The organism is Pelorhabdus sp. sgz311001 (assembly GCF_055901755.1).
In genome coordinates, this window is sequence record NZ_JBVXUT010000004.1 from 69,471 (window position 1) to 89,817 (window position 20,347).

The window sequence follows — 20,347 nt, forward strand, 5'->3', positions numbered from 1 at the left end:
TATAAATCAAAAAAATATGATGACCCAGGTCAGTAACATTGCAAAAAAAGATGTTCTCTAATACAGGTTTCGCTTAAAAAGCCGACAGTTTAATCCTGCCTGCCTCGATTCCCAAAAGGTGTTCCAGTACTGACTCAGCGATCTTTTCCTTCGCCAAAAGAACGTCGGCCGCTTCTTCTAAATAGGCTGATTCCCACAAACAATCTAAGGTACTCCAAAAGAAAGCAGCTGTTTCTTTTATAGAATTTACCTGCATAGACCCTTCTTGATTTCCCTGTTCGATTATATCAGATAGAAGCGGATTGAAGATATTTTCAACCTGTTTCTGCCATGTCGTATACACTAAATTAAATTGCTTTTCACTCCATAACTTATCAATCATAATATCTATTTGTGTAGGAGCTGTTAACTGCGAAATAAAGAATTGCAATTTATGTAATGCCGTGAACTGACGGCTTTGCAACTGCACAGAGGCAACGAGTTCACTAGCCCAGCGCGTGCAAATCGCTTCTAAAATTGCTTCCTTGGTAGGAAAATAATAAAAAAATGTTCCTTTCGCCACACCGACTTGCTTTACAATATCAGCGACCATTGTTTTTTCGTAGCCATTAGAACAAAATAGCTCCGTAGCCGCATCAATCAACTCAATTTGACGTACTTCAGGATCTTTTCTAACTCTAGTCGTATCACTCACCTCTTCGGTTATATTTTCACGTTGACCCGCTAGTTTATCCCCTTTAGATCTTTAACAAGATAAGAAAGAATCTTATTGACCTTAGTCAATAAGATTCTATAGCAATCACGGCCTCTTGTCAATCAGAAGTAACACATTACAAATGCATCTCCCCCAAAAAACTCATAATAAATTGAAAACGCCTACTATACAATGAAAACCGTTATATAGCAGGCGTTACTCTATTAGTAACAAACTATAGGAAATACTTATATAACCCCAAGCTCATTGAGCGCACGGTAAAAAACAAGTCCTACCATGAAAACCAAGTACAACCGTAGAAAAAGTAACGACGATTTTACCATTGGACTCATCTTCATAAGTCCTAACCCTTCTAATTTGCATTTTTCTTCCGGCTTATCAAATAAAGGATGAACTACATAAAAGCTATTATTATTGTCATTTTCTTTACAAATCATTTTATCGGCCTCCTAATTAAACCATTCTGGTAATATAACTTGCACTGCTAAAGTTAAAGACAACCCAAATAAAACAAAAATCACCAGCCAGTTAATACAATTATTCCAACGTTTATTGACAAACTGTTCACCTAACAGTTCTTTGTCATTTAAGAGCAGCTGTAAAAATACGATGGCCGAAGGAAGCATCAAGCCAGCTAACACCTGCACACTCACGATGATCATTTGCAAAGGTGCGTTGGGGATTAAAACAATTACTGCCGCTGCAAGCACACAAAAGCCATAGACTAGGTAAAAACCAGGCGCTTCACTAAAAGGTTTTTGTAAGCTATGGGCTAAACCTTTCACTTCGCCATAAGCCCAGGCACTAGAAAGAGAAATAGTCGTTGCTCCTAATACAGCGGCATTAACCATTAAGACAAGTAAGCCATTTTTAAAAAGATCACCCAGAAATGGCGCTAACGCAATAGCCATTTTCGCTGGATCTTCAAAGGCAATACCATTTTCTAAGGCAAAGTTTCCCACAATCATCATGCAAGCAGCAATAAAAATAGTGCAGCACGCACCAATAAAGGTATCAACGCGAGCATGCTTTAAATCTGAAAACCGCAATTTCTTATCAGCAATACAACTTTGCTGAAAAAACAACTGCCATGGTGCAATCGTTGTTCCGACAATTGCAATAACTAAAAAAATATAATCAGATGTAATCGGCCCTGGCGGCAAAGTTGGTATAACTGTATGGTAAGCAACTACAGTCCATCCAGGCGACACAACCTTTGCCAAAAACACCCAGGATAGATCAAGTAAGCAGAGAACAATGGTAGCTCGCTCCCAATGCAAATAACTTCCCGTAAGTACTAAAACAATAAGAGCAATAGCTGTTACAGGCACTCCCCACAAAGGATTAACACCTAATCCTTCGAGCCCGAGATAAATAGCGGCAAATTCCGTAACTAACGTAAAAAAATTAACGAGTAAAAGATCAAATAAGGAAAAGGCGCCCCACCATTTACCAAACCGCTTATAAATCATCGCAGCATGGCCCTGACCTGTAGCTATGCCTAAACGAACAACCATTTCTTGCGTAAAGTAAGTAATTGGCAGTAATAAAACTAAAAGCCACATAAGATGCAGTCCATAGTTCGCCCCAGCCTGTATATACGTTGACACAGCACCAGCATCATTATCTGCAACCATTACAATAATACCGGGTCCCATCACCATCAAAAATGTCATGAGCCTTTGAGCCCACTGACTTTTGACATTTATGCCAATGGAACCGTTTATAACTTTTCCGTTTTGCATGGTATCCTCCTTGCGCCCTACTGTAAAAGAACTGGACGACTTATTGAATCATCATATTTTGTTTTTCCTGGGTAAACCATTCTCTTACTAAACCTAGGTCCACTCTCGCCATCCATTGTCGTCCACCTCCTTATTACAGAAAAAGCAAAGCACTTCTTTAAAAAGAAGGCTTTGCTTTTCATTGCGCAAATAGAATAAAAGCCTCCCTAATGGAAGGCTTTTTAAGCAACGTAAATAAACAGATTCCTTCCCCACTCGTTGAGTTTTAGCACTAAATAACGTAGAGCAAAATACAAAAACGCTCAGCCACATTATGTAAAACCTTAATCCGGTAATACCTGTTCTACCCATTGGCGTCTCTCGACATTTTTGGGCAGTGGCTTATGTTCATTTAGGAGCCTCACCTAACGAAGCTATTTAATTCTTGTTTAGACTAGCATAAACAAGTCCTCTTGTCAATCAATTACGATTTTTCAATGTATAACTATATCTTAGCCAATAAAATTCGCGAAAGCATCGGCGTATTTTGTTGGGTAAAATTCCGTAATTTTATAATCGGCAATATTTTCTTTGTAACATCTTGCATCTCCCCTTTACCTATTATTATAACACGAAAATGTATCTTTACATAAAATTGCCAATGCCTGCTCCTATTCTATAACGCTTTATTCGAATTTAACGCTCGGAAACATGAGCTGAATAAACCGTCTTGCTGGTAAAGACAGGGCTCGTTTTTCCAGCCAAATCAGGGATCGTTCAATCCGTAGCAAGGAATCTGTGACTTCCCAATATTGCAAGTTAGAAACTGCTATTAGTTTTAATGCTGATCGAGGAACCACTGCATAACCAAGGCCTTGCTCAGCCCAAACAAGCAAAGATCTCACAACATCGCCCCGGCAAAGAATATTAGGTATAAATCCATAGCGTCTACAACTTTTCACAATCATGGTTTCGTTACTAGAGTGAAGCAATAGAGGCTTATTCTTCAAATAGTCAAGATCAATTGGTGAAAGCACTGTACTTTCCTGTTCCTTTCGGCAAACAACAACCATTGGATCAGACGGTAAAGTCATATATACATAGTTCATTTTATTAAAATTGGAGCGAACTAGAGCAATTTCGATCATGCCTCGATTTAGTAAATCTAAAATTCTTTGTGTATTTCCTTCATAACACCGAAATGTTACCTTCGGATATTTCTCGTTGAACTTTTTAAAAAAGCTTGGCAAAAGTGTGACCCCAGCTGAAGCAATCATTCCGATTGACAAAGTGCCCTCTTCGCCATTCTGCAACGCTTTTAAGTCTGCTGACGTTGCGCGTAAAAACTCTAAAATGACTTCTGATCGTTTCTGTAATAGTTCCCCAGCAGCAGTCAACCTAACTGATCTGCTACCTCTTTCAAAGAGCTTAACACCAAGCTCTGTTTCCAACGCTTTCACTTGCTGACTCAACGAGGGCTGCGTCATAAATAAACGTTGCGCCGCCTTCGTAATATTTTTTTCTTTCACAATGGCCTGAAAATATTTCAACTGTTTTATATCCATAAAACTCCCACCCATAAAAATAGCCTATACTAAAAGGCTGTTTTTTCTATTTTTAGATTGCGCTTTTATTCATTATAATAAAAATAAAGAGTAAAACTAGCTCCTTAAGTATAAGTAATTTTACTATTTTTACTGATTTTTATAAGAAAGGGGAATTGATTATGTTATTAAACTATCTAAAATCAATTGAAGAAAAAGAAAATTTTTCTGCCCTGGCATTATATCTCATGAAATCAGAAGGACATTTTAACTACCCCCAAAAACTACTATTTGATTGTTATCTAAAAGAACTAGAAACGCCATTTCCGTCTAATTCCATTTTAGAGAATGACGCTATTTTAAACAAGCTTTGTCGCTTCTTTGAAAATCATCCGTACAAGGATATAGTTTATGCGAATTTACTACTTCTGGCACAAGTTGATCATACGGAAAAAGAAGATGAAAATACAACACTTACTTTTATTCAAGAAAAGCTTCATATTGATCTAGATACAGCATCGAAATATATGGGGGAACTCGCCATTATGCAAGGTGATTTTTTCCCTGATTATCTTGATTAAATAATAATCATAAAAAAACAAAGTCTCAAAATAGCTGAAATCCTATTTTGAGACTTTGTTTTTTTATGATTATTTTTCTACGGGACGACGGATGACATCGATAATCGTACCATCGCGATATTCTACCACACCAACAACATCATCAGTGACTTCAATTTCTTCCGGTTTGCCTGCCAATTCATAAGCTTTTGCCTGCAGTTCCTCAATGGAAACAATCGGCAGCGGCGCATGTTTCAGCTGATCCACTAGATCTGGGCGTTTCGGATTTACAGCAATCCCGCGTTCCGTGACGATTACGTCTACCGTTTCCCCGGGCGTTACGACGGTCTGCACGGATTCTTTAACCATCGGCAGACGGCCACGCAACAGCGGTGCTACAACGATTGACATTTTAGCGCCAGCCGCTGTATCGCTATGACCGCCTGAGGCGCCCATAATAACACCATTCGAGTCAGTAATTACATTGACGTTAAAGTCCACGTCTACTTCCGTGGCGCTTAAGATGACTACATCGAGATTATTCACAATTGGGCCGCCATTATACGGATTCGCATAGTACGACGCCGACATTTCTACATGGTTCAGATTTTTCTTAATCGATTCGATAGCCGGAATATCAAAGCTCTGCACATCGAACATCATTTTAAAGAGGCCTTCTTCCATCATTTCCGCAAATACGCCGGTCATACCGCCAACGCCAAAGCTGCCGACAATCCCTTGCTCTTGCATTTTGCTCTTGATGAAGCGGCCTACAGCCATGGACGCACCGCCACTGCCCAGCTGTACGGAAAAATCATTTTTCAGATAGCCGGAGTGTTCAATAATGCCTGCTGCATACTGCGCAATCAGCAATTCTTTCGGATCTTTCGTATAACGAAGCGCGCCGGAAGCGATTCCCGCAGCATCACCGATGCTGTCTACTTCGACGATGTAATCAATCTGCGTCTGGGGAATGCTGATCGGGAACAATGGATGATCCACTAGATGATCTGTAATCGCTACAACTTGATCGGCAAAAGCAGCATCTTGAATGGCATAGCCTAAAGAACCGCAGGCTGACTGGCCTTGTGTACCGTTAATGTTGCCAAAACGATCACAGGCTGGTGCGCCAAGGAACGCTACATCAATATGAATATCGCCGCTTTCAATCGCTCTGGCGCGACCGCCATGAGAACGAATATGGAGCGGTTTTTTCAGGTTTTTGTGGCCTGCTGTTAAGAATCTTCCCAGCTTGCCGCGGGCGCCGCTTGTTTCAATGGCCGTAATAACGCCTTGTTCAATGAATGGAATAATGGCGTCATTGACCGTACTCAAAGAGCTGGGCGATAAAGTAATATCTTTAATGCCTTTTTTAGCAATGGCTTCCACTACGCGATTTAAAATCTTATCGCCGTTACGGAAATGATGATGGAAAGAAATCGTCATACCGTCTTTTAAGCCTACTGCATCAATCGCTGCTTCAATGGACGCTAAAATTTTATTACTGCGCGGCGTCACGCTTCTCAGCTTCGGACCGCGTACAGAACCGGAAAGTTGTCTAGCAAACGGTCCTGCATAAAGTTCAAATGTATCAAATCCAGCAATTACACTGGGAATTTCTCTGCCTATTGCATTTTTCATTACGCTTTGCCTCCTTGTCCGGCCGCAGCCTGGGCATAAGCGAGCGTCCGCTCGGCTCTGGCTACAATCGGTAAGTCAATCATTTTACCATTGAGCGAAATTACGCCAGAATTCTTGGCTAGCGCTTCTTTATAAGCGGCAAGAACCCGCTCTGCATAATCAATTTCTTTTTCTGTCGGCGTAAAGAATTGATGCACAATCGGAACTTGACGCGGATTGATGACCGATTTGCCGTCAAAACCCAATTCTTTAATGAGCTGCAGCTCATTTTTAAAGCCTTCTTCATTATTCACATCAGAGTACACGGTATCAATGCACTGAATCCCAGCTTCACGCGCGGCAAGAATCAGTTGGCCGCGAGCTACTACCAGTTCTCGACCGGAAGCGCTACGGGATGTTTTTAAATTGGCAATAAAGTCTTCCGCGCCAATGGCAATGGCCACCATACGCGGGCTAGCCGAAGCAATATCATAGGCATTGCGCAAACCGCGCGGCGTTTCAATCGCTGCCATCATCCGAATTGAGCCAGGTTCAAAGCCATGTTTTTCTTCGGCTTTCGTAATAAATGCATCAATTTGCTTAATTTCGTCAGCGTCTTGCGCCATAGGCAGACGAATCAAATCAGGTTTTGCTCCCAAAATAAGTTCCAGGTCATCCCAGCCGTAAGGCGTCGAAATATGATTAATACGGACAGCGACTTCCGTTTGATAATTCATTTCTTTTATGGCATGGTACACTAAATTACGTGCCGAATCTTTTTCGGCAATAGAGACTGCGTCTTCACAATCAAGAATAATCGTATCGGCGCCATAAATATCAGCATTTTGCAGCATTCCTGGATTATTGCCAGGGACAAACATCATTGTTCTTCTCAGTTTTTCCACTACTCGCACCTCACTTCATTGCTCTATTAAGAGCTGTTTTCAGTCGTGCCCGTATTGTGCAATCCAAAGCGCCTTTATCACTGGCTTTAATGATTGCTTCTGTAACACCATTTTCGGCAAGTACGGCTTCAATAACCGCTTTGATCTGTTTACCATACTGTTTCAATACCGGACTGGTCAGTTCAATTGCGAGACCTGCTCCTGCCGTCGCTGGCGCTACCGTGATATAAATATCATTGGACTCCATCGTGCCGGCAACCGCCATTTGTACAATTTGACTCACTTCGATCCCTCCATATTCATACTAAAATTCTTATAACTTCATATTAAAAATTGATTCACATTTTCACTTAAATCGCCAGCTAATTGAGCTAAAGAACGACTTGCTTCGGCAATCTCACCTAAAGCGGCGGCTTGTTCTTGGGCAGCTGCAGAAATCGTTTCTGTTTCAGCTGCATTGTCTTTCGTAATTCGATCTATATCACACACAAGATCAACTAACCCTTTACTATGTTCGGTAACTTGATGAATGGCTGTTGAGAATTCTGTAATCTGTCGTGACAATACCACAATGGATTGGACAATTTCCTGAAAAGTTGTTCCAGTTGACGTTACCACTTCAATCCCTCGCCGAATTCCTTTTGTTCCAGACTCCATTGTTACGACAGCTTGATTCATATTGTGCTGATTCGTTTGAATCAAAGCGCCAATCTGCTGCGCTGCTTGGTTAGAAGCTTCGGCTAATTTCCGAACCTCCTCGGCAACCACCGCAAAACCACGACCATGTTCACCGGCTCTTGCTGCTTCAATCGCTGCATTTAAAGCCAATAAGTTCGTTTGTCCCGCAATTTGAGAAATCAAATTGACAATATTACCAATCTCCATCGAACCTTCGGCCAATTTAGCAACAGCTTGTTCTACCTCTTCGGAACCTTTGCCAATTTGCTGCATTTGTGCAACAGCTTCTTCTACAGCAACAGTACCTCGCGTTGCCTGTTGCGATGTATTACGGGCTATATCAACCATAGCGTCGCTTGCAGAAGAAATCTGCTCTGTCCTTTCAGCAATTTGCCGCGTAATTGTGGCAATCTTATTAGACAATACTGCTGTATCGGCGGTTCCTGCTGCAATTTTTGTGATAGATTCAGCAACTTGTAACGAAGCTTCGGAAGATTGTTGCGCACTGGCAAGAAACTCTTCACTTGCCGCCGCCAAATGATCCGACTTGTCCTGTACCTGTCCGACTAAGTTACCTAAATTATTTTTCATAGTAATAAAGCCTGTACTAAGCTGTCCAATTTCATCATGAGATTGAACTTTTACTTCCCGACTTCTAAAATCGCCTTTAGCCAATAATAGACACTCATCGCGAATTTCGCGAATCGGCGAAGAAAACTTCCTGCTGAAAAAAACAATCAATGCAACCGACAATAGCAAAAACATTGCAGAAATCACTAGTAGAACACGCGATAGTTGATTCGTTGCTGCTGCGATTTCCTGCTCTGGTGCCGAAACAAAAACTACCCATTTTTGTCCGCCACCTAAATCTACTGAAGATGCGATCCCATGATGCACTACACCATCAAAGTTTGTATATTGACCACTACTTTGTCGTCCCTGCTCCGCTTCATGAAATAAAGCAAGCATCCGCTCATCTACTTCTTGCAAAACAGTTTTAAAACTCGGATCAATTTGTTTTTTCGTAATATTGATCTGACCATTCAATTCTGGCTTTTGTGCATGAGAAATAATAATGCCATGTTGATCTAAAATAGTAATAAAGCCAGTTTCCTTAACCTTCTTATCCTGAATTAAACTTGTAACATGCTCTAGTGATACATTGCCTGTAACGATCCCAGTCAACATGCCGTTTTCGATGACTGGCACTGCAATAATCAGGCCCAGCTTTCCTGTTCCCCTTGTCAACATGGGATCAGAAATATATAGTTTATGAGTTTTTACAACGTTTTTTACATACTCTTTATCAGATACATCCGTAGTGGATCCATCAAACCTGACACCTTTGCCACTAGGCTGCAAACAGTTAATATTATCAAAATCGCCAGTACGCTGCTTCATTTCCTTTAAAATACTTACCACTTTAGCTGAATCGGTATTCTTTTGAATCGCTTCCTGCGAAGCCAAATCTTCTAGTTCAGTGACCCGTTTACTAATAAGTGTTTTCACTTGATTGGAGTAATCGGAATCAATGGAATTGATAACTTCTCGATTACTTTGTTCTAATGCTTTCATAGCCAAATAATAACTAGTACCGGAAAGCACAATAAAAGAAACCGCAAAAAGCGGTATAAATAAAATGAGAAGACGAATACGCACAGTGTTTATTTTCATAACGAATCCTCTCTCTTAGCGACTATGAAAAGAGCAGGGGCATAAAGCCCCTACTATTAATGAATTAAATTAATCCCAGCCAATGCCAATAGGTGTTAACAAATAAAATATACGCTCCCAAACCTAATAAAGTAAGCGGAATGCCAATTTTAAGCATATCACTTTGTTCATAGGTCCCCGTAGAATAAGTCAACAGGGTTGCCGGCGTATTAACTGGCAATAAGAAGGAAAAGTAAACCAAAAATGACGATATTAAAGTGACACTCCAGATAGGAATATCAGGATTATTAAAGTTAGTCAATAAGCCGAGCATGGTAGGTACAACAATGGCTGCTAATGCGACAATACTAGAAAAAGCAACACGAATGACGATAATCGGCACCGAAATAGTGGCAAGAATCATGGCAGCACTCATCGATTGCAGCCCCATATGCCCCAGGGCAGCATTGGCAGCCCAGGCCGCAGCACCCGTCTTAAGAAGCACTTCTCCGATCGTAATACCGGCACCAAATAAAACTAAAGTACCCCAGCCAACGCGATCGCTCATTTCTTTCCAGGTAGCCACCTGTGTCAGGAAAATTAGCAATGCTGCAAATACGGTAATCGTATTTGCATCAATATGATGGGTATGCTCAGTGCCCCAAAGCAAAATAGTAAACGCAAAAATCCAACCAATCCGCTTTTCTTTCGAAGTCATCGGTCCAAGCTCGGTCATATACTTAGTAATGAGCGCCTCGCCGCCTTCTAACTTTTCAAACTTATTCATGGTAATAACCAGCACATACATAATAATTCCCAGAACCACAGTGAACGGTCCAGCATAAATAAACCAGTCTAACCAAGTAATTGTGTGATTCAATTGACTGGCTAACAGACCTACTGTAAATGGATTTGGTGCACCTGCCGTCAAAACCGTCCCGCCAGTGATCGCTGCAGTAAAGCCAGTAACTAACATAATTTGCTTGGCAAAAGCACTTTTTTTATCTACTTTCAGCGCAGTAATAAGACCTAATGCCACTGGAATCAAAGCTGCCGCCCGCGCCGCAATCGATGGAATGATAAAAGACAGTAAAAATCCGGCAATAATCATGCCGCCAATAATTTTCTTCGGTTCTGTCCCAACAACTCGCAGAATATTAACAGCGATTCGACGATCGAGCCCGGTAAACCGAACAGCTTCTGCTAAAAAAAGTCCGGCAGCAACCAAGACCCAGCCCGAATTCACAAAACCCGACATAGCCATAGGAATCGCTTTCCCAGTTCCTAAAAGTTTACCGGAAACGCCTTTTTCCGGTGATAATCCAAGCAGCATAATCATTAAAAAAGTAATTGCTATACCACTAACAGGAAAAGGCATTGCTTCTGAAATCCAAATATACACAGCAAAAGCAAGGACTCCAAGCATTCTGTGCCCTGCAATTGACAAACCATCAGGATTTGGCAACAAAACGATACCGATTAATATAGCTAACGCAATACCAATATGAATTGGCTTATAGGGATTCTTTTTTATAACTTCCGACATGCCTTTTCCTCCTACAATTCACTTTTTATTTTGGCTCTTCACCATGAAAAACCTTGCGTGAAACGTATACAAAACCTTCCATTATGGGCTTGGCTGTACGACTGACCCCAGCCTTGACCAAATTCCACTTTTTCTGTTCATTTAGAAGCTCGATTTCAAAGCCTAGCACACCGGACGGATGGCCTAGACGGACAATTCCGCTTTTTTTCGCTGTTTCACTTACAATTTCATTGACTACAGTCCCGTCAATCAAAGCAGCTGTCGATGCACAAATTCCGCCAGTGACAGCATACGCTTTATGCAGCACAGCCATTGCCTTAGTACGAGCAACCAAGTCAATCTCTTCTGCGCGTATTTCAGCTCCTGTAGTCGTTTTATACGTCTTAGGTGCAGCTACAAAAGCAACTTTAGGTACAGCTGGGCCAACTTTTTCTTTACTATCAGCAAGTCCCATCATGACACCAGCTGTCGTACGCAAATCTTCCATTATCGCTAAAATTTCCGGATTTGTTTCCGTATCCTGGGGCAACTCCAAGCCAGTAAGCCCAATATCTTCCGCCTTCACAAATATAGAAGGATTGGCAGCATCAACTAAACTAACTCGTACCTTTTTCCCTGTTTTTAACGTAATTTCATCTACCACATTCCCTGTTGGCAACAACTTTCCTGTTTTTGCCCCACCGGAATTTAAAAAATTGAGTACAATCTTAGCACCTGTTCCTGGCACGCCGTCAATTGCATAATCACCCTCTGTAACAACCTCGCCATCTTTCACAGGGATCGATGCTTCAATAATTTTCTTTGTATTTGTGTTGTAAATCCTAACAGAAGTGATAGGTTCTACTGCTTTCACAAGACCTTGTAAAATAGCATAAACCCCTACGCCTGACGAAATATTACCACAATTCCCTTCATAATCGACAACGCGATCCTGAATCCCCACATAACCGAAAGTGTAGTCAATATCCACATTTTCGCGCTCGGAAACACTAAGAAGAGCTACCTTGCTTGTTAAAGGATCAGCCCCGCCCATCCCGTTAATCTGGCGAATATCAGGACTACCGTAAATCGCCAAAATGACTTCATCACGCTTCGCAGGATCTTTCGGCAAATCTTTCGTCATTAGATAAACACCTTTACTGGTGCCGCCACGCATATATAATGCTGGGATTTTTACATACTCTTTCATTTGTCCACATCCTTCGATGCTTATTTTCCGCCCTTAGCAGCGTAATTCAACAGACCTCCGCTAAGCACGATCTCTCTTTGGCGATTTGTCAGCAAACATCTTGTTTTAAAGCTATAACCTTGTGTTTTGTTAAGCACCGTAATCAATTCTGACTGGACGGCTTCATAGACGTTTTCTACTACAACCTCATCGCCGTCTTGCAAGCGGTCATAATCGGCATCATCCACAAAGGTCAGCTGCAAAATTCCAAAGTTAATTAAATTAGCGGAGTGAATTCGTTCAGCGCTCTTGGCTAACAACAGGCGAACGCCTAAATACATCGGGCAAAGTGCTGCATGTTCCCGAGAAGAACCTTGTCCATAACTTAATCCGGCTACGATGACTGAATCAAATCCTGATTGTTTATTAGTTTTACATTTTTCCGAAAAAGTCGGATCTATATGATAAAATACATATCCCGAATATTTAGGCACATTCGAGCGATATTTCAAATAAGGTCCAGCAGGCATAATATGATCGGTAGTAATCTTATCGCCTACCTTGATCGAAACTTTCGCTGTCAGCGTTTCTGGCATAGGTGTATTTTTCGGCGGCTCACCAATATTGGGTCCGCGAAATACTTCGATATCAGACTGACAGGATGGTTCAATCATCAAACTGTCGTCAATAAGATATTTTTCCGGCAGTACAATTTGCGGATAATCAAGCGCTAAGTCACGAGGATCCGTAACTTTTCCTGTCAATGCAGCAGCCACTGCTGTTTCAGGGCTTACTAGATACACATTTGCATCTTTCGTGCCGCTGCGCCCTTCATAGTTACGATTATTGGTTCTAAGGGATACTGCTTTTGTCTGCGGGGCCTGCCCACAGCCAACACAAAACCCGCAGGCCGTTTCTAAAATCCGCGCTCCAGCTGCAATCAAATCACCAAGTGCACCATTTTCAGCAATCATCGCAAGAACCTGCTTACTTCCTGGTGCAACGCCGAAGCTTACTTTGGGATGTACCTTTTTGCCTTTTAGCATAGCGGCAACCATCATCAGATCACGATAGGAGGAGTTCGTACAGCTGCCAACAAGTACTTGATTCACTTCTAATCCTTCAATTTCTCGGATCGTTTTTACATTATCAGGTGAATGAGGACAAGCGACATTAGGCTGAATTGCTGCAAGATTCAAATTAATCACCTGATCATACTTAGCATCTGCATCAGGTTTTAGTTCTTGCCAATCGCCTTCGCGCTCTTGCGCTTTAAAGAAAGTATGAGTCAATTCATCACTTGGGAATATAGAAGTCGTCACTCCCATTTCTGCTCCCATATTCGTAATCGTTGCCCGCTCTGGTACGGTAAGATGAGCTAGACCAGTGCCGCCATATTCAATTAATGTTCCCACATTCCCTTTCGTAGTGAGAATTTTCAACATTTCGAGCACAATATCTTTTGCCGAACACCAAGGCTGCAATTTTCCTTCTAAATTTACTCTGATAACTTTGGGGTAAGTAAGATAGAAAGGACCGCCTGCCATCGCTACAGCAACATCAAGACCACCAACACCAATCGCCAACATTCCTACCGCACCAGAAGTAGGCGTATGACTGTCTGAACCAATGAGTACTTCACCGGGACGACTCACTCTTTCTACATGAATCTGGTGACAAATACCATTTCCGACCTTAGAACATTTAATCCCATATTTATCGGCTACAGTCTGCAAATATTGATGATCATCAGCATTTTCAAAACCGTCTTGCAACGTATTATGATCAATATACGATACTGAAAGCGTTTTAACTCGATCAATCCCCATAGATTCAAATTGTAAATATGCCATGGTACCAAGGGCATCTTGCGTTAAGGTCTGATCTACGTGAATGCCAACTTCGCTGCCTGGCGTCATCTCTCCCGAGACAAGATGTGCACCAATGATTTTTTCTACTAAATTTTTTCCCATTTCCCAGCCTCCATTCATTTTTCATGATCAAAAAAACAATTTATTCTGAAAACAGTATTCAGATAATAAATAGGACATTGCCTGTTGATTTTGATTGTAGTACAATAATTAAAATATATAAAATATTTCATTTCTATTAATCCTCATAGATTTTTTCGATCGAGATAAAGCGAGGTATGTCTTATGAATGAAAAAGACTGGCTTATGTTAAAAATTATTGCTGAAGAAAAAAATATTACGAAAGCAGCCAATCGCTTGTTTATTGCACAGCCCTCAATGACGTATCGTTTGCAACAACTTGAAAAAGAATTTGCTACGAAGATCGTCTCCAGGAATTCGACCGGCGTCACACTAACCCCCGAAGGTGAATATCTTCTTGCTTATGCAAAAAAAATGCTTCTGGAGTTTAGAGCTGCAAAAGAAAAAATTCAAGATATGTCTGGTAAGGTACAAGGGACTTTACGTCTTGGCTCTTCGGCAATCTTTGCTTACTACGAGTTACCGCGACTTCTCAAAACATTCCTAGAAATGTATCCTTTGGTGGATATTTCTTTGAAAACAGGACTCAGTCAAAAAATTAACCGCTTGCTGCAAACCGAAGAAATCTCAATCGCCATTGTTCGCGGTGACTTTGCTTGGGATACTGAAAAATATTTGATTCGAGAAGAGCCGATCTGTCTTGTATCCCCCTCGCCGCTTACGTTAGAGGATTTACCGAAAAAACCACAAATTACGTATGGAACAGACTCTGCACTAAAAAAAATGATTGAAGAGTGGTGGCGACAGATTTTTGCCGTTCCACCGCTTATCAATATGGAAGTTGATAGCATGGATACTTGCCGTCAAATGGTCTTAAACGGACTTGGCTGGGCTGTCTTTCCTGAAATTGGTTTGCCTAAACAAGATGATCTATTCGTACAACATCTATTCTGGAAAGATGGTACGCCGCTCAAACGACGTACCTGGCTTCTATATCATGCCGATTCCTTGGAATTATCGGCAGTTCAAGCTTTTATCGAATATATAAAAACAACCTTTGCTACTGATGAAATATAGACCTGTGTCAGTACCGCAGTATGGATCTCTAAAACCCCACGCCTAGCGTGGGGTTTTCTATTCGCGCAAAAAACAGGCATTTCCTAAAAATCTAGGAAATGCCTGTCAGACAAAATTTTATTCGGTTATTACTAAAGTAGGCTTATCATTTGTAAATCAAACAACTTTGCAATAATAAAGGAGTTGTTTGTTCGATGGCGAATAAGCTCTTTCATAAGATTACTATTGAATGTACCACATTAAAGGATGTGAAATATGTGTTTGATCATTTTATTGAATTTATGCAATCTCTGCTAACCTTTTTTTATAATATCACGTTAAGCCTCGGCTTCCCTAATTATGGCATCGCCATCATTTTATTAACACTCGTTATAAAAACTATCTTATTTCCGTTAGCAGCCAAACAAACAAAATCTATGAACGCAATGAAATCATTAAATCCTCAATTAAAAATTTTGCAGGAAAAATATAAAGATGACAAAGTACAGTTACAAAAAGAAATTTCTCTTTTATATAAAGAAGCAAAAATAACCCCGCTCGCAGGCTGTTTACCGCTTCTCGTACAAATGCCAATTTTAAGCGGTATGTTCTATGCGCTGCGTAATTATAACTATGTAAGTCATCCCGGGTTTCTCTGGATCAAAACGCTATCTGGCTATGATCACTTGTACATTTTACCTTTATTAGCAGCTCTGACAACCTATTTTTCTTCGCAACAAAGCCTGCCTGCAACAACTTCCAATGAACAAAGTAAAGTAATGCTGCTCATCATGCCTTTTTTCGTTGGCTACATGACAATGAATTTCCCCGCCGGACTTGGTTTATATTGGGTTATGGGCAATCTAATCCAAATGTTACAACAATATTTCTTGCAAAAAACTTAAAATGATACTCAGAAGTAATACACCTCTGAGTATCATTTATAACGAGAAAATTCTTCTAATCGATTACTTCTTGAACTCTCCCGACAATTCCATCGATCAGCCGTACTTTTATTCCGCGATGATGCACGGCACTATTCGTGAGAATATCTTTTACTATGCCTTCGGTTAATTGCCCGGTTCTTTGATGAATCTTTTGTACCACTTTAACCTTTGATCCTGGTTTAATATTTCTTCGCTCTGTTCCATTCATAAAACCATACCCCGATTCCCAAACATTCATTTTCCAGCAGCATGGAATAGCCGCTCTGATAATTGATGAATATAATCAATTATTCTCCGCATATGATCTATTCCCGCTGAAGTCATATTCAAGCTAGACTAATCATCTTTTGTGCAAACTGACGGGAATGTTGCGCTTTCTCCTCATTCATAAACACCGATTGATAACCTAAATCTCTCTCTGCTAGCATCCCCATATATTGTAATTGCGAGTGCTTACAATATCGTTTGATCCCTTCTTCAAACAAATCAGCGCCTTTTTCAGGCCGATATCCACAAGTGGCAATGATCGCTAACTGTTTTCCACTCCAAAGCGCTGGGCCAACCTTCTCACCATAGTACTTATTCATACCATACACCATCCGGTCCAATAAAGCTTTCATGGGCGGCGTACAATACCATGAGTAGATTGGCGTCGCTAGCACAATCACATCACAAGCAAGAATGTTATCGAAAATTTCTTGTACATCATCCTTATAATGACAGCCGAAAATCCCCCAATCCTTTTGGCAAATTCGACAAGCAATACAAGGCTCAATTTGTGTTTCATGAAGCCAAGTCAGAGTGTGCTCGACGTGGTTCTGCTCTAATTCCGCCATAAATGGCTCCAATAGCGCTATGGTATTCCCGTTTTTCCTTGGGCTTCCCATGAGAATATAAACCTTCATTTTACAACTCCTTATCCTCTGTTATACAGAGATGTACTGCAATGCCACGCGCTACTCCATTACAAGCTATTTTCCTTGAAAGATTGGCAGCCGTTTTTCCTTAAAGGCTTTAACGCCTTCTTTATGGTCTTCCGTTTGCATACAAATCGTTTGCAAATCAGATTCCAATTCCAACACACTTGCCAAATCCAGATTGCCAGAGCGATTAACCATTGATTTTACCATACTAAGTGCAATTGGGGCACCATTAGTTAACTGCTCAGCAAAGGCAACCGTCTTACTTTCAAGCTCAGCATCGGCAAAGATCTTATTGATAATGTTTAATTCTAATGCCTTTTGCGCATGAATCAGGTCAGCAGTAAACATCAGTTCTTTCGCTTTATGCATCCCAACGATCCGTGGTAACAAATACAAGCCGCCACAGTCGGGAATAAGTCCAACTTTCACAAAGCTCTGGGCAAATCGAGCAGATTCGGCACAAAATACGATATCACAGGCTAATGCCAAATTAAAGCCAGCTCCAGCAGCTACCCCATTTACCATAGCAATGACTGGTTTTTTCATGGTCATTATTCGTGTTACGATTTCCCCTACTTCTGAAATAAATTTTCTGGCGGCAATCGGGTCAGTAATACTATTTATGTATTCTAAGTCACCACCAGCGGAAAAAGCCCGACCTTCGCCAGTCAGTATAACAGTCCTGATAATCGGATCATTTTCTACCTCCTGTAAGGTACAAAGCAATTGATTCACCATGTCTTGATTCAACGCATTCATGGCTTTGGGTCGATTCATTGTAATAATTGCAATTTTGTTCGCTGTTTTTACTCTTACTACCTGAGATTGCTCTTTATTTAGTGCTTGATCGGTCATCTTCTTATCCCCTTTTTTTCATATTTTCAGCAGCAAATCACCTACTGTTGCTAAGTATATTTACTACAACCAGTAGAGAAACTGCCATAAGAACACCATGATTACCATCGATAAGAAAACCGCAAGAAAACAATTGCCCCAAATCACCCATACACCTACATTTAGTGTTTTCTTCATATTAATTATACCACTGTGGCGTGTCATGATCATAGTAGACAAAGCTACGGTATGATCACCAACTGCTACAATATCAAAAACCGCTGAGATAATAAATCGTAATCTATCATTTTTACCTTGTTTGAAGAGATGCCAACGCATTTCAAGTTGTCACTGAATGGATCAATAATAACTAGAAAACGCCTGCTCTATAATGAAATTCATTATAAAGCAGGCGTTTTCTAGTTTCTCAGTGTTTCTAGATTAATCCTTATAGAGCTTTAGCTTAGATGTGTCAGCTTCTTGGCTATTAATTTGAGCATGAAGTTTGCATCTGTAACCATAGTTAAAAGTTCGTTCATTGACAGAGTTTCAAGTGAAACTACATCAGGGGAGGAGTCCAATATCATAGCTTGGGCAGATATATTTTTCAGAACTGATTTAATAACTGCACTTTGAATGCTATCTTTGATTTTACTACTAGCAATGGCCAGTTGAGTAACTTCATCGCGAAGTTTCACGATTGTTTCGGGCGAAGAGTTATTTGCGAGTTTAATTTTAATTGCATCTATGGATTCAGCAATTTGATAATGAAAATTTTCAGCAATACACTTGATTAGATTTAACGCTGATGGAACAGATATGGCGCGTACTGCGGGAATAATAGTAACATCTTTTCGAAGATAAGAACGATACGTTGGCGACAAAAGACCGCCTTCTCCCACAAAACGGTCAACGCCAATTATATATTTTGCGCACTGAATCCGTGAAGCAACTTCTTCTTCTGACAACTCCCAATAAGCAATAGGGATAAAGTTGACACCATCAATGCCAATTTTTTTGCAATACTTAATGAGCGCATTTATATATTTAAGATAATTATTAAATATATATACGTCTTCGTTTTTAGGGATACGAGCAACATCAATAAAAAATCTTGAGTTTGGCATCAGATCTATTGTAAAAATCTCTTCTTTAGGAATTAATTTTTGTAGAAGGTGAACTTGGGTTGGCGTACAGATATAGATGTCAGCCTCCGGCCTGTTTACCATTTCAGGTGTAAAGTAAGTTTGGATCATTAGGTTCTCATCTATAATGGATTGTATTATATTGACGACCTCTTGCGCAATTAATTGTCCACTGGCAAATACCGCTATTTTTAATTCCATGTGGCTGCTCCTTTACAAACTAAAAGTGAAAGATCGTTTAAGTTTAAACCAATATTTCGTTAACTACAGCAAGAAAAGCCTGCCCTGCATGCGACAGATACCGATTCTTCTTAGTGGCAATTGCGTAATCAATCGATAAAGAAGTCTCTATTTGAATTGTGACAAGGGAACTATCACATAAATCCTGCGGCAAAATAGCAAGACCGGCGTTACAAGCCACAAGGCTTTTAATTGTTTGTACGTGATTAGATTCAAAAGCAATCCTCGGAAGTGTATTTTGTTTCTCAAATTCCTTAATAACCAGGTTTCGCAACAAACAGTTTTGAGAAAATAAAATAAGTGGCTCATCTACTAATTCATCAAGAAAAATAGAGTTCTTGCGCTTAAATTTATGATCTTTGGCGCAACAAACTACTAATTCTTGTGAAGTGAGAAGCGTATAATCAAGCAAATTATCATTCTCACCTAAAATAATAATTCCAAGATCAGCCCGATCCTCTATTAATAACTCTTGAACTGTCACAACGTTTTCTTCAATAAAAACGAGCTGAATATTAGGATGCCGTTCTCGAAACACTTTGAAAATGGTAGAAATTGTTTTCAAACCAGAAATCGGCGTAATAGCAATTGTCAGAACACCACTATTAAGATTTTTTAGTTCATTTATTTCGAAAATAGTTTTTGATACTCCGCTTATGATAGTTTCAACATGCTTACAAAATACCTGTCCTTCTGCGGTCAAGAAAGCCTGCTTTTGATTACGGTCAAATAATTGGATGCCAAGTTCTTCTTCCAAGCTACGAATCGCAGTGGTCACGGCAGGTTGTGATACGTAAAGACGTTCTGCAGCTCGTGTAAAGCTATTGGTCTTACTTACCATAAGAAAATATTCCAGTTGTCGTAATTCCATGTTTACTGCTCCTTGACGTGATATATTTCATTTTATCATAGGTGCTGTCATTAAAAGAAAAAAGCGCGATAAGATAATTTTATAATAAAATAAATAAAATTTATGAACCGTTGTAAAAAGTGATAAAACGACTAAGTGTATATATAAAAATATAGTTAAAGCGTTTTTATAATCTCAATTTATTATTTTATAAATTAAGATTATAAAATAATAAATTACTCTTAATTCACTGATGATTTTTAAACTGTTAACATTAAACAAGATAA

19 protein-coding genes and 1 riboswitch are annotated in these 20,347 nt (G+C 40.1%); of the genes, 3 read left to right on the forward strand and 16 right to left on the reverse strand.

Features of this window, described 5'->3' with window-relative positions:
- Positions 1-73: 73 nt before the first annotated feature.
- The 4 genes from AC0MXB_RS11345 to AC0MXB_RS11360 all read right to left on the reverse strand — a co-directional run bounded on the left by AC0MXB_RS11345 (position 74) and on the right by AC0MXB_RS11360 (position 4,004).
- Positions 74-694 carry a TetR/AcrR family transcriptional regulator gene (locus tag AC0MXB_RS11345; protein ID WP_474039799.1) on the reverse strand — a complete coding sequence of 207 codons (621 nt, stop codon included), beginning with the start codon at positions 692-694 and terminating at the stop codon, positions 74-76.
- 248 nt (positions 695-942) lie between these two features.
- Positions 943-1,152, reverse strand: coding sequence for a hypothetical protein (locus AC0MXB_RS11350; protein WP_474039800.1), 210 nt, complete (start codon positions 1,150-1,152; stop codon positions 943-945).
- A 12-nt stretch (positions 1,153-1,164) separates the two neighbouring features.
- Positions 1,165-2,460, reverse strand: coding sequence for an Nramp family divalent metal transporter (locus tag AC0MXB_RS11355; protein ID WP_474039801.1), 1,296 nt, complete (start codon positions 2,458-2,460; stop codon positions 1,165-1,167).
- 243 nt (positions 2,461-2,703) lie between these two features.
- Positions 2,704-2,879: riboswitch (M-box (ykoK) riboswitch) on the reverse strand.
- A gap of 246 nt (positions 2,880-3,125) precedes the next feature.
- The gene (locus tag AC0MXB_RS11360) at positions 3,126-4,004 is read right to left on the reverse strand and encodes a LysR family transcriptional regulator (protein WP_474039802.1); all 879 of its coding nucleotides are present in this window, start codon (positions 4,002-4,004) and stop codon (positions 3,126-3,128) included.
- 161 nt (positions 4,005-4,165) lie between these two features.
- On the opposite strand from AC0MXB_RS11360, the gene AC0MXB_RS11365 reads away from it, so the two are divergent.
- Entirely contained in the window at positions 4,166-4,564 is a 399-nt protein-coding gene (locus AC0MXB_RS11365) for a hypothetical protein (protein ID WP_474039803.1), read from the forward strand.
- 69 nt (positions 4,565-4,633) lie between these two features.
- On the opposite strand, the gene citF is transcribed toward AC0MXB_RS11365, so the two are convergent.
- The 7 genes from citF to AC0MXB_RS11400 form a co-directional block, all read right to left on the reverse strand.
- Entirely contained in the window at positions 4,634-6,184 is a 1,551-nt protein-coding gene (gene citF, locus AC0MXB_RS11370) for a citrate lyase subunit alpha (protein ID WP_474039804.1), read from the reverse strand.
- Positions 6,184-7,068, reverse strand: coding sequence for an aldolase/citrate lyase family protein (locus AC0MXB_RS11375; protein WP_474039805.1), 885 nt, complete (start codon positions 7,066-7,068; stop codon positions 6,184-6,186). The genes citF and AC0MXB_RS11375 overlap by 1 nt, the downstream gene beginning before the upstream one ends.
- Before the next feature lie 10 nt (positions 7,069-7,078).
- A complete protein-coding gene (gene citD, locus AC0MXB_RS11380) occupies positions 7,079-7,351 on the reverse strand; it encodes a citrate lyase acyl carrier protein (protein ID WP_474039806.1) in 273 nt (90 codons plus the stop codon).
- Positions 7,352-7,389: 38 nt separating this feature from the next.
- The gene (locus AC0MXB_RS11385) at positions 7,390-9,420 is read right to left on the reverse strand and encodes a methyl-accepting chemotaxis protein (RefSeq protein ID WP_474039808.1); all 2,031 of its coding nucleotides are present in this window, start codon (positions 9,418-9,420) and stop codon (positions 7,390-7,392) included.
- Between the two features lie 64 nt (positions 9,421-9,484).
- Positions 9,485-10,945: an SLC13 family permease gene (locus AC0MXB_RS11390; RefSeq protein WP_474039809.1), complete on the reverse strand. Its 1,461-nt coding sequence runs from the start codon at positions 10,943-10,945 to the stop codon at positions 9,485-9,487.
- Between the two features lie 25 nt (positions 10,946-10,970).
- Positions 10,971-12,134: a PrpF domain-containing protein gene (locus AC0MXB_RS11395; RefSeq protein ID WP_474039810.1), complete on the reverse strand. Its 1,164-nt coding sequence runs from the start codon at positions 12,132-12,134 to the stop codon at positions 10,971-10,973.
- A 20-nt stretch (positions 12,135-12,154) separates the two neighbouring features.
- Entirely contained in the window at positions 12,155-14,086 is a 1,932-nt protein-coding gene (locus AC0MXB_RS11400; protein WP_474039811.1) for an aconitate hydratase, read from the reverse strand.
- A 183-nt stretch (positions 14,087-14,269) separates the two neighbouring features.
- On the opposite strand from AC0MXB_RS11400, the gene AC0MXB_RS11405 reads away from it, so the two are divergent.
- Together AC0MXB_RS11405 and AC0MXB_RS11410 are read left to right on the forward strand one after the other, a co-directional pair.
- Positions 14,270-15,142: a LysR family transcriptional regulator gene (locus tag AC0MXB_RS11405; RefSeq protein WP_474039812.1), complete on the forward strand. Its 873-nt coding sequence runs from the start codon at positions 14,270-14,272 to the stop codon at positions 15,140-15,142.
- A 194-nt stretch (positions 15,143-15,336) separates the two neighbouring features.
- A complete protein-coding gene (locus tag AC0MXB_RS11410) occupies positions 15,337-16,026 on the forward strand; it encodes a YidC/Oxa1 family membrane protein insertase (RefSeq protein ID WP_474039813.1) in 690 nt (229 codons plus the stop codon).
- Positions 16,027-16,081: 55 nt separating this feature from the next.
- On the opposite strand, the gene AC0MXB_RS11415 is transcribed toward AC0MXB_RS11410, so the two are convergent.
- The 5 genes from AC0MXB_RS11415 to AC0MXB_RS11435 form a co-directional block, all read right to left on the reverse strand.
- Entirely contained in the window at positions 16,082-16,306 is a 225-nt protein-coding gene (locus AC0MXB_RS11415; protein ID WP_474039814.1) for a YwbE family protein, read from the reverse strand.
- Positions 16,307-16,394: 88 nt separating this feature from the next.
- A complete protein-coding gene (locus AC0MXB_RS11420) occupies positions 16,395-16,973 on the reverse strand; it encodes a flavodoxin family protein (protein WP_474039815.1) in 579 nt (192 codons plus the stop codon).
- 66 nt (positions 16,974-17,039) lie between these two features.
- A complete protein-coding gene (locus AC0MXB_RS11425; RefSeq protein ID WP_474039816.1) occupies positions 17,040-17,846 on the reverse strand; it encodes an enoyl-CoA hydratase/isomerase family protein in 807 nt (268 codons plus the stop codon).
- Between the two features lie 437 nt (positions 17,847-18,283).
- On the reverse strand, positions 18,284-19,171 hold the full coding sequence (locus AC0MXB_RS11430) for a hypothetical protein (RefSeq protein ID WP_474039817.1): 888 nt from the start codon (positions 19,169-19,171) through the stop codon (positions 18,284-18,286).
- Positions 19,172-19,214: 43 nt separating this feature from the next.
- Positions 19,215-20,081: a LysR family transcriptional regulator gene (locus tag AC0MXB_RS11435; RefSeq protein WP_474039818.1), complete on the reverse strand. Its 867-nt coding sequence runs from the start codon at positions 20,079-20,081 to the stop codon at positions 19,215-19,217.
- Positions 20,082-20,347 lie beyond the last annotated feature (266 nt).

Excerpts from the sequence above, each read along its gene's own strand:
- AC0MXB_RS11385 (WP_474039808.1), bottom strand. The coding sequence starts at position 9,420 with ATGAAAATAAACACTGTGCGTATTCGTCTTCTCATTTTATTTATACCG.
- AC0MXB_RS11425 (WP_474039816.1), bottom strand. The coding sequence starts at position 17,846 with ATGACCGATCAAGCACTAAATAAAGAGCAATCTCAGGTAGTAAGAGTA.
- AC0MXB_RS11410 (WP_474039813.1), top strand. The coding sequence starts at position 15,337 with ATGGCGAATAAGCTCTTTCATAAGATTACTATTGAATGTACCACATTA.
- AC0MXB_RS11395 (WP_474039810.1), bottom strand. The coding sequence starts at position 12,134 with ATGAAAGAGTATGTAAAAATCCCAGCATTATATATGCGTGGCGGCACC.
- citF (WP_474039804.1), bottom strand. The coding sequence starts at position 6,184 with ATGAAAAATGCAATAGGCAGAGAAATTCCCAGTGTAATTGCTGGATTT.
- AC0MXB_RS11355 (WP_474039801.1), bottom strand. The coding sequence starts at position 2,460 with ATGCAAAACGGAAAAGTTATAAACGGTTCCATTGGCATAAATGTCAAA.
- AC0MXB_RS11360 (WP_474039802.1), bottom strand. The coding sequence starts at position 4,004 with ATGGATATAAAACAGTTGAAATATTTTCAGGCCATTGTGAAAGAAAAA.
- AC0MXB_RS11350 (WP_474039800.1), bottom strand. The coding sequence starts at position 1,152 with ATGATTTGTAAAGAAAATGACAATAATAATAGCTTTTATGTAGTTCAT.
- AC0MXB_RS11405 (WP_474039812.1), top strand. The coding sequence starts at position 14,270 with ATGAATGAAAAAGACTGGCTTATGTTAAAAATTATTGCTGAAGAAAAA.
- AC0MXB_RS11400 (WP_474039811.1), bottom strand. The coding sequence starts at position 14,086 with ATGGGAAAAAATTTAGTAGAAAAAATCATTGGTGCACATCTTGTCTCG.
- AC0MXB_RS11435 (WP_474039818.1), bottom strand. The coding sequence starts at position 20,081 with ATGGAATTACGACAACTGGAATATTTTCTTATGGTAAGTAAGACCAAT.
- AC0MXB_RS11415 (WP_474039814.1), bottom strand. The coding sequence starts at position 16,306 with ATGAATGTTTGGGAATCGGGGTATGGTTTTATGAATGGAACAGAGCGA.
- AC0MXB_RS11365 (WP_474039803.1), top strand. The coding sequence starts at position 4,166 with ATGTTATTAAACTATCTAAAATCAATTGAAGAAAAAGAAAATTTTTCT.
- AC0MXB_RS11390 (WP_474039809.1), bottom strand. The coding sequence starts at position 10,945 with ATGTCGGAAGTTATAAAAAAGAATCCCTATAAGCCAATTCATATTGGT.
- AC0MXB_RS11430 (WP_474039817.1), bottom strand. The coding sequence starts at position 19,171 with ATGGAATTAAAAATAGCGGTATTTGCCAGTGGACAATTAATTGCGCAA.
- AC0MXB_RS11420 (WP_474039815.1), bottom strand. The coding sequence starts at position 16,973 with ATGAAGGTTTATATTCTCATGGGAAGCCCAAGGAAAAACGGGAATACC.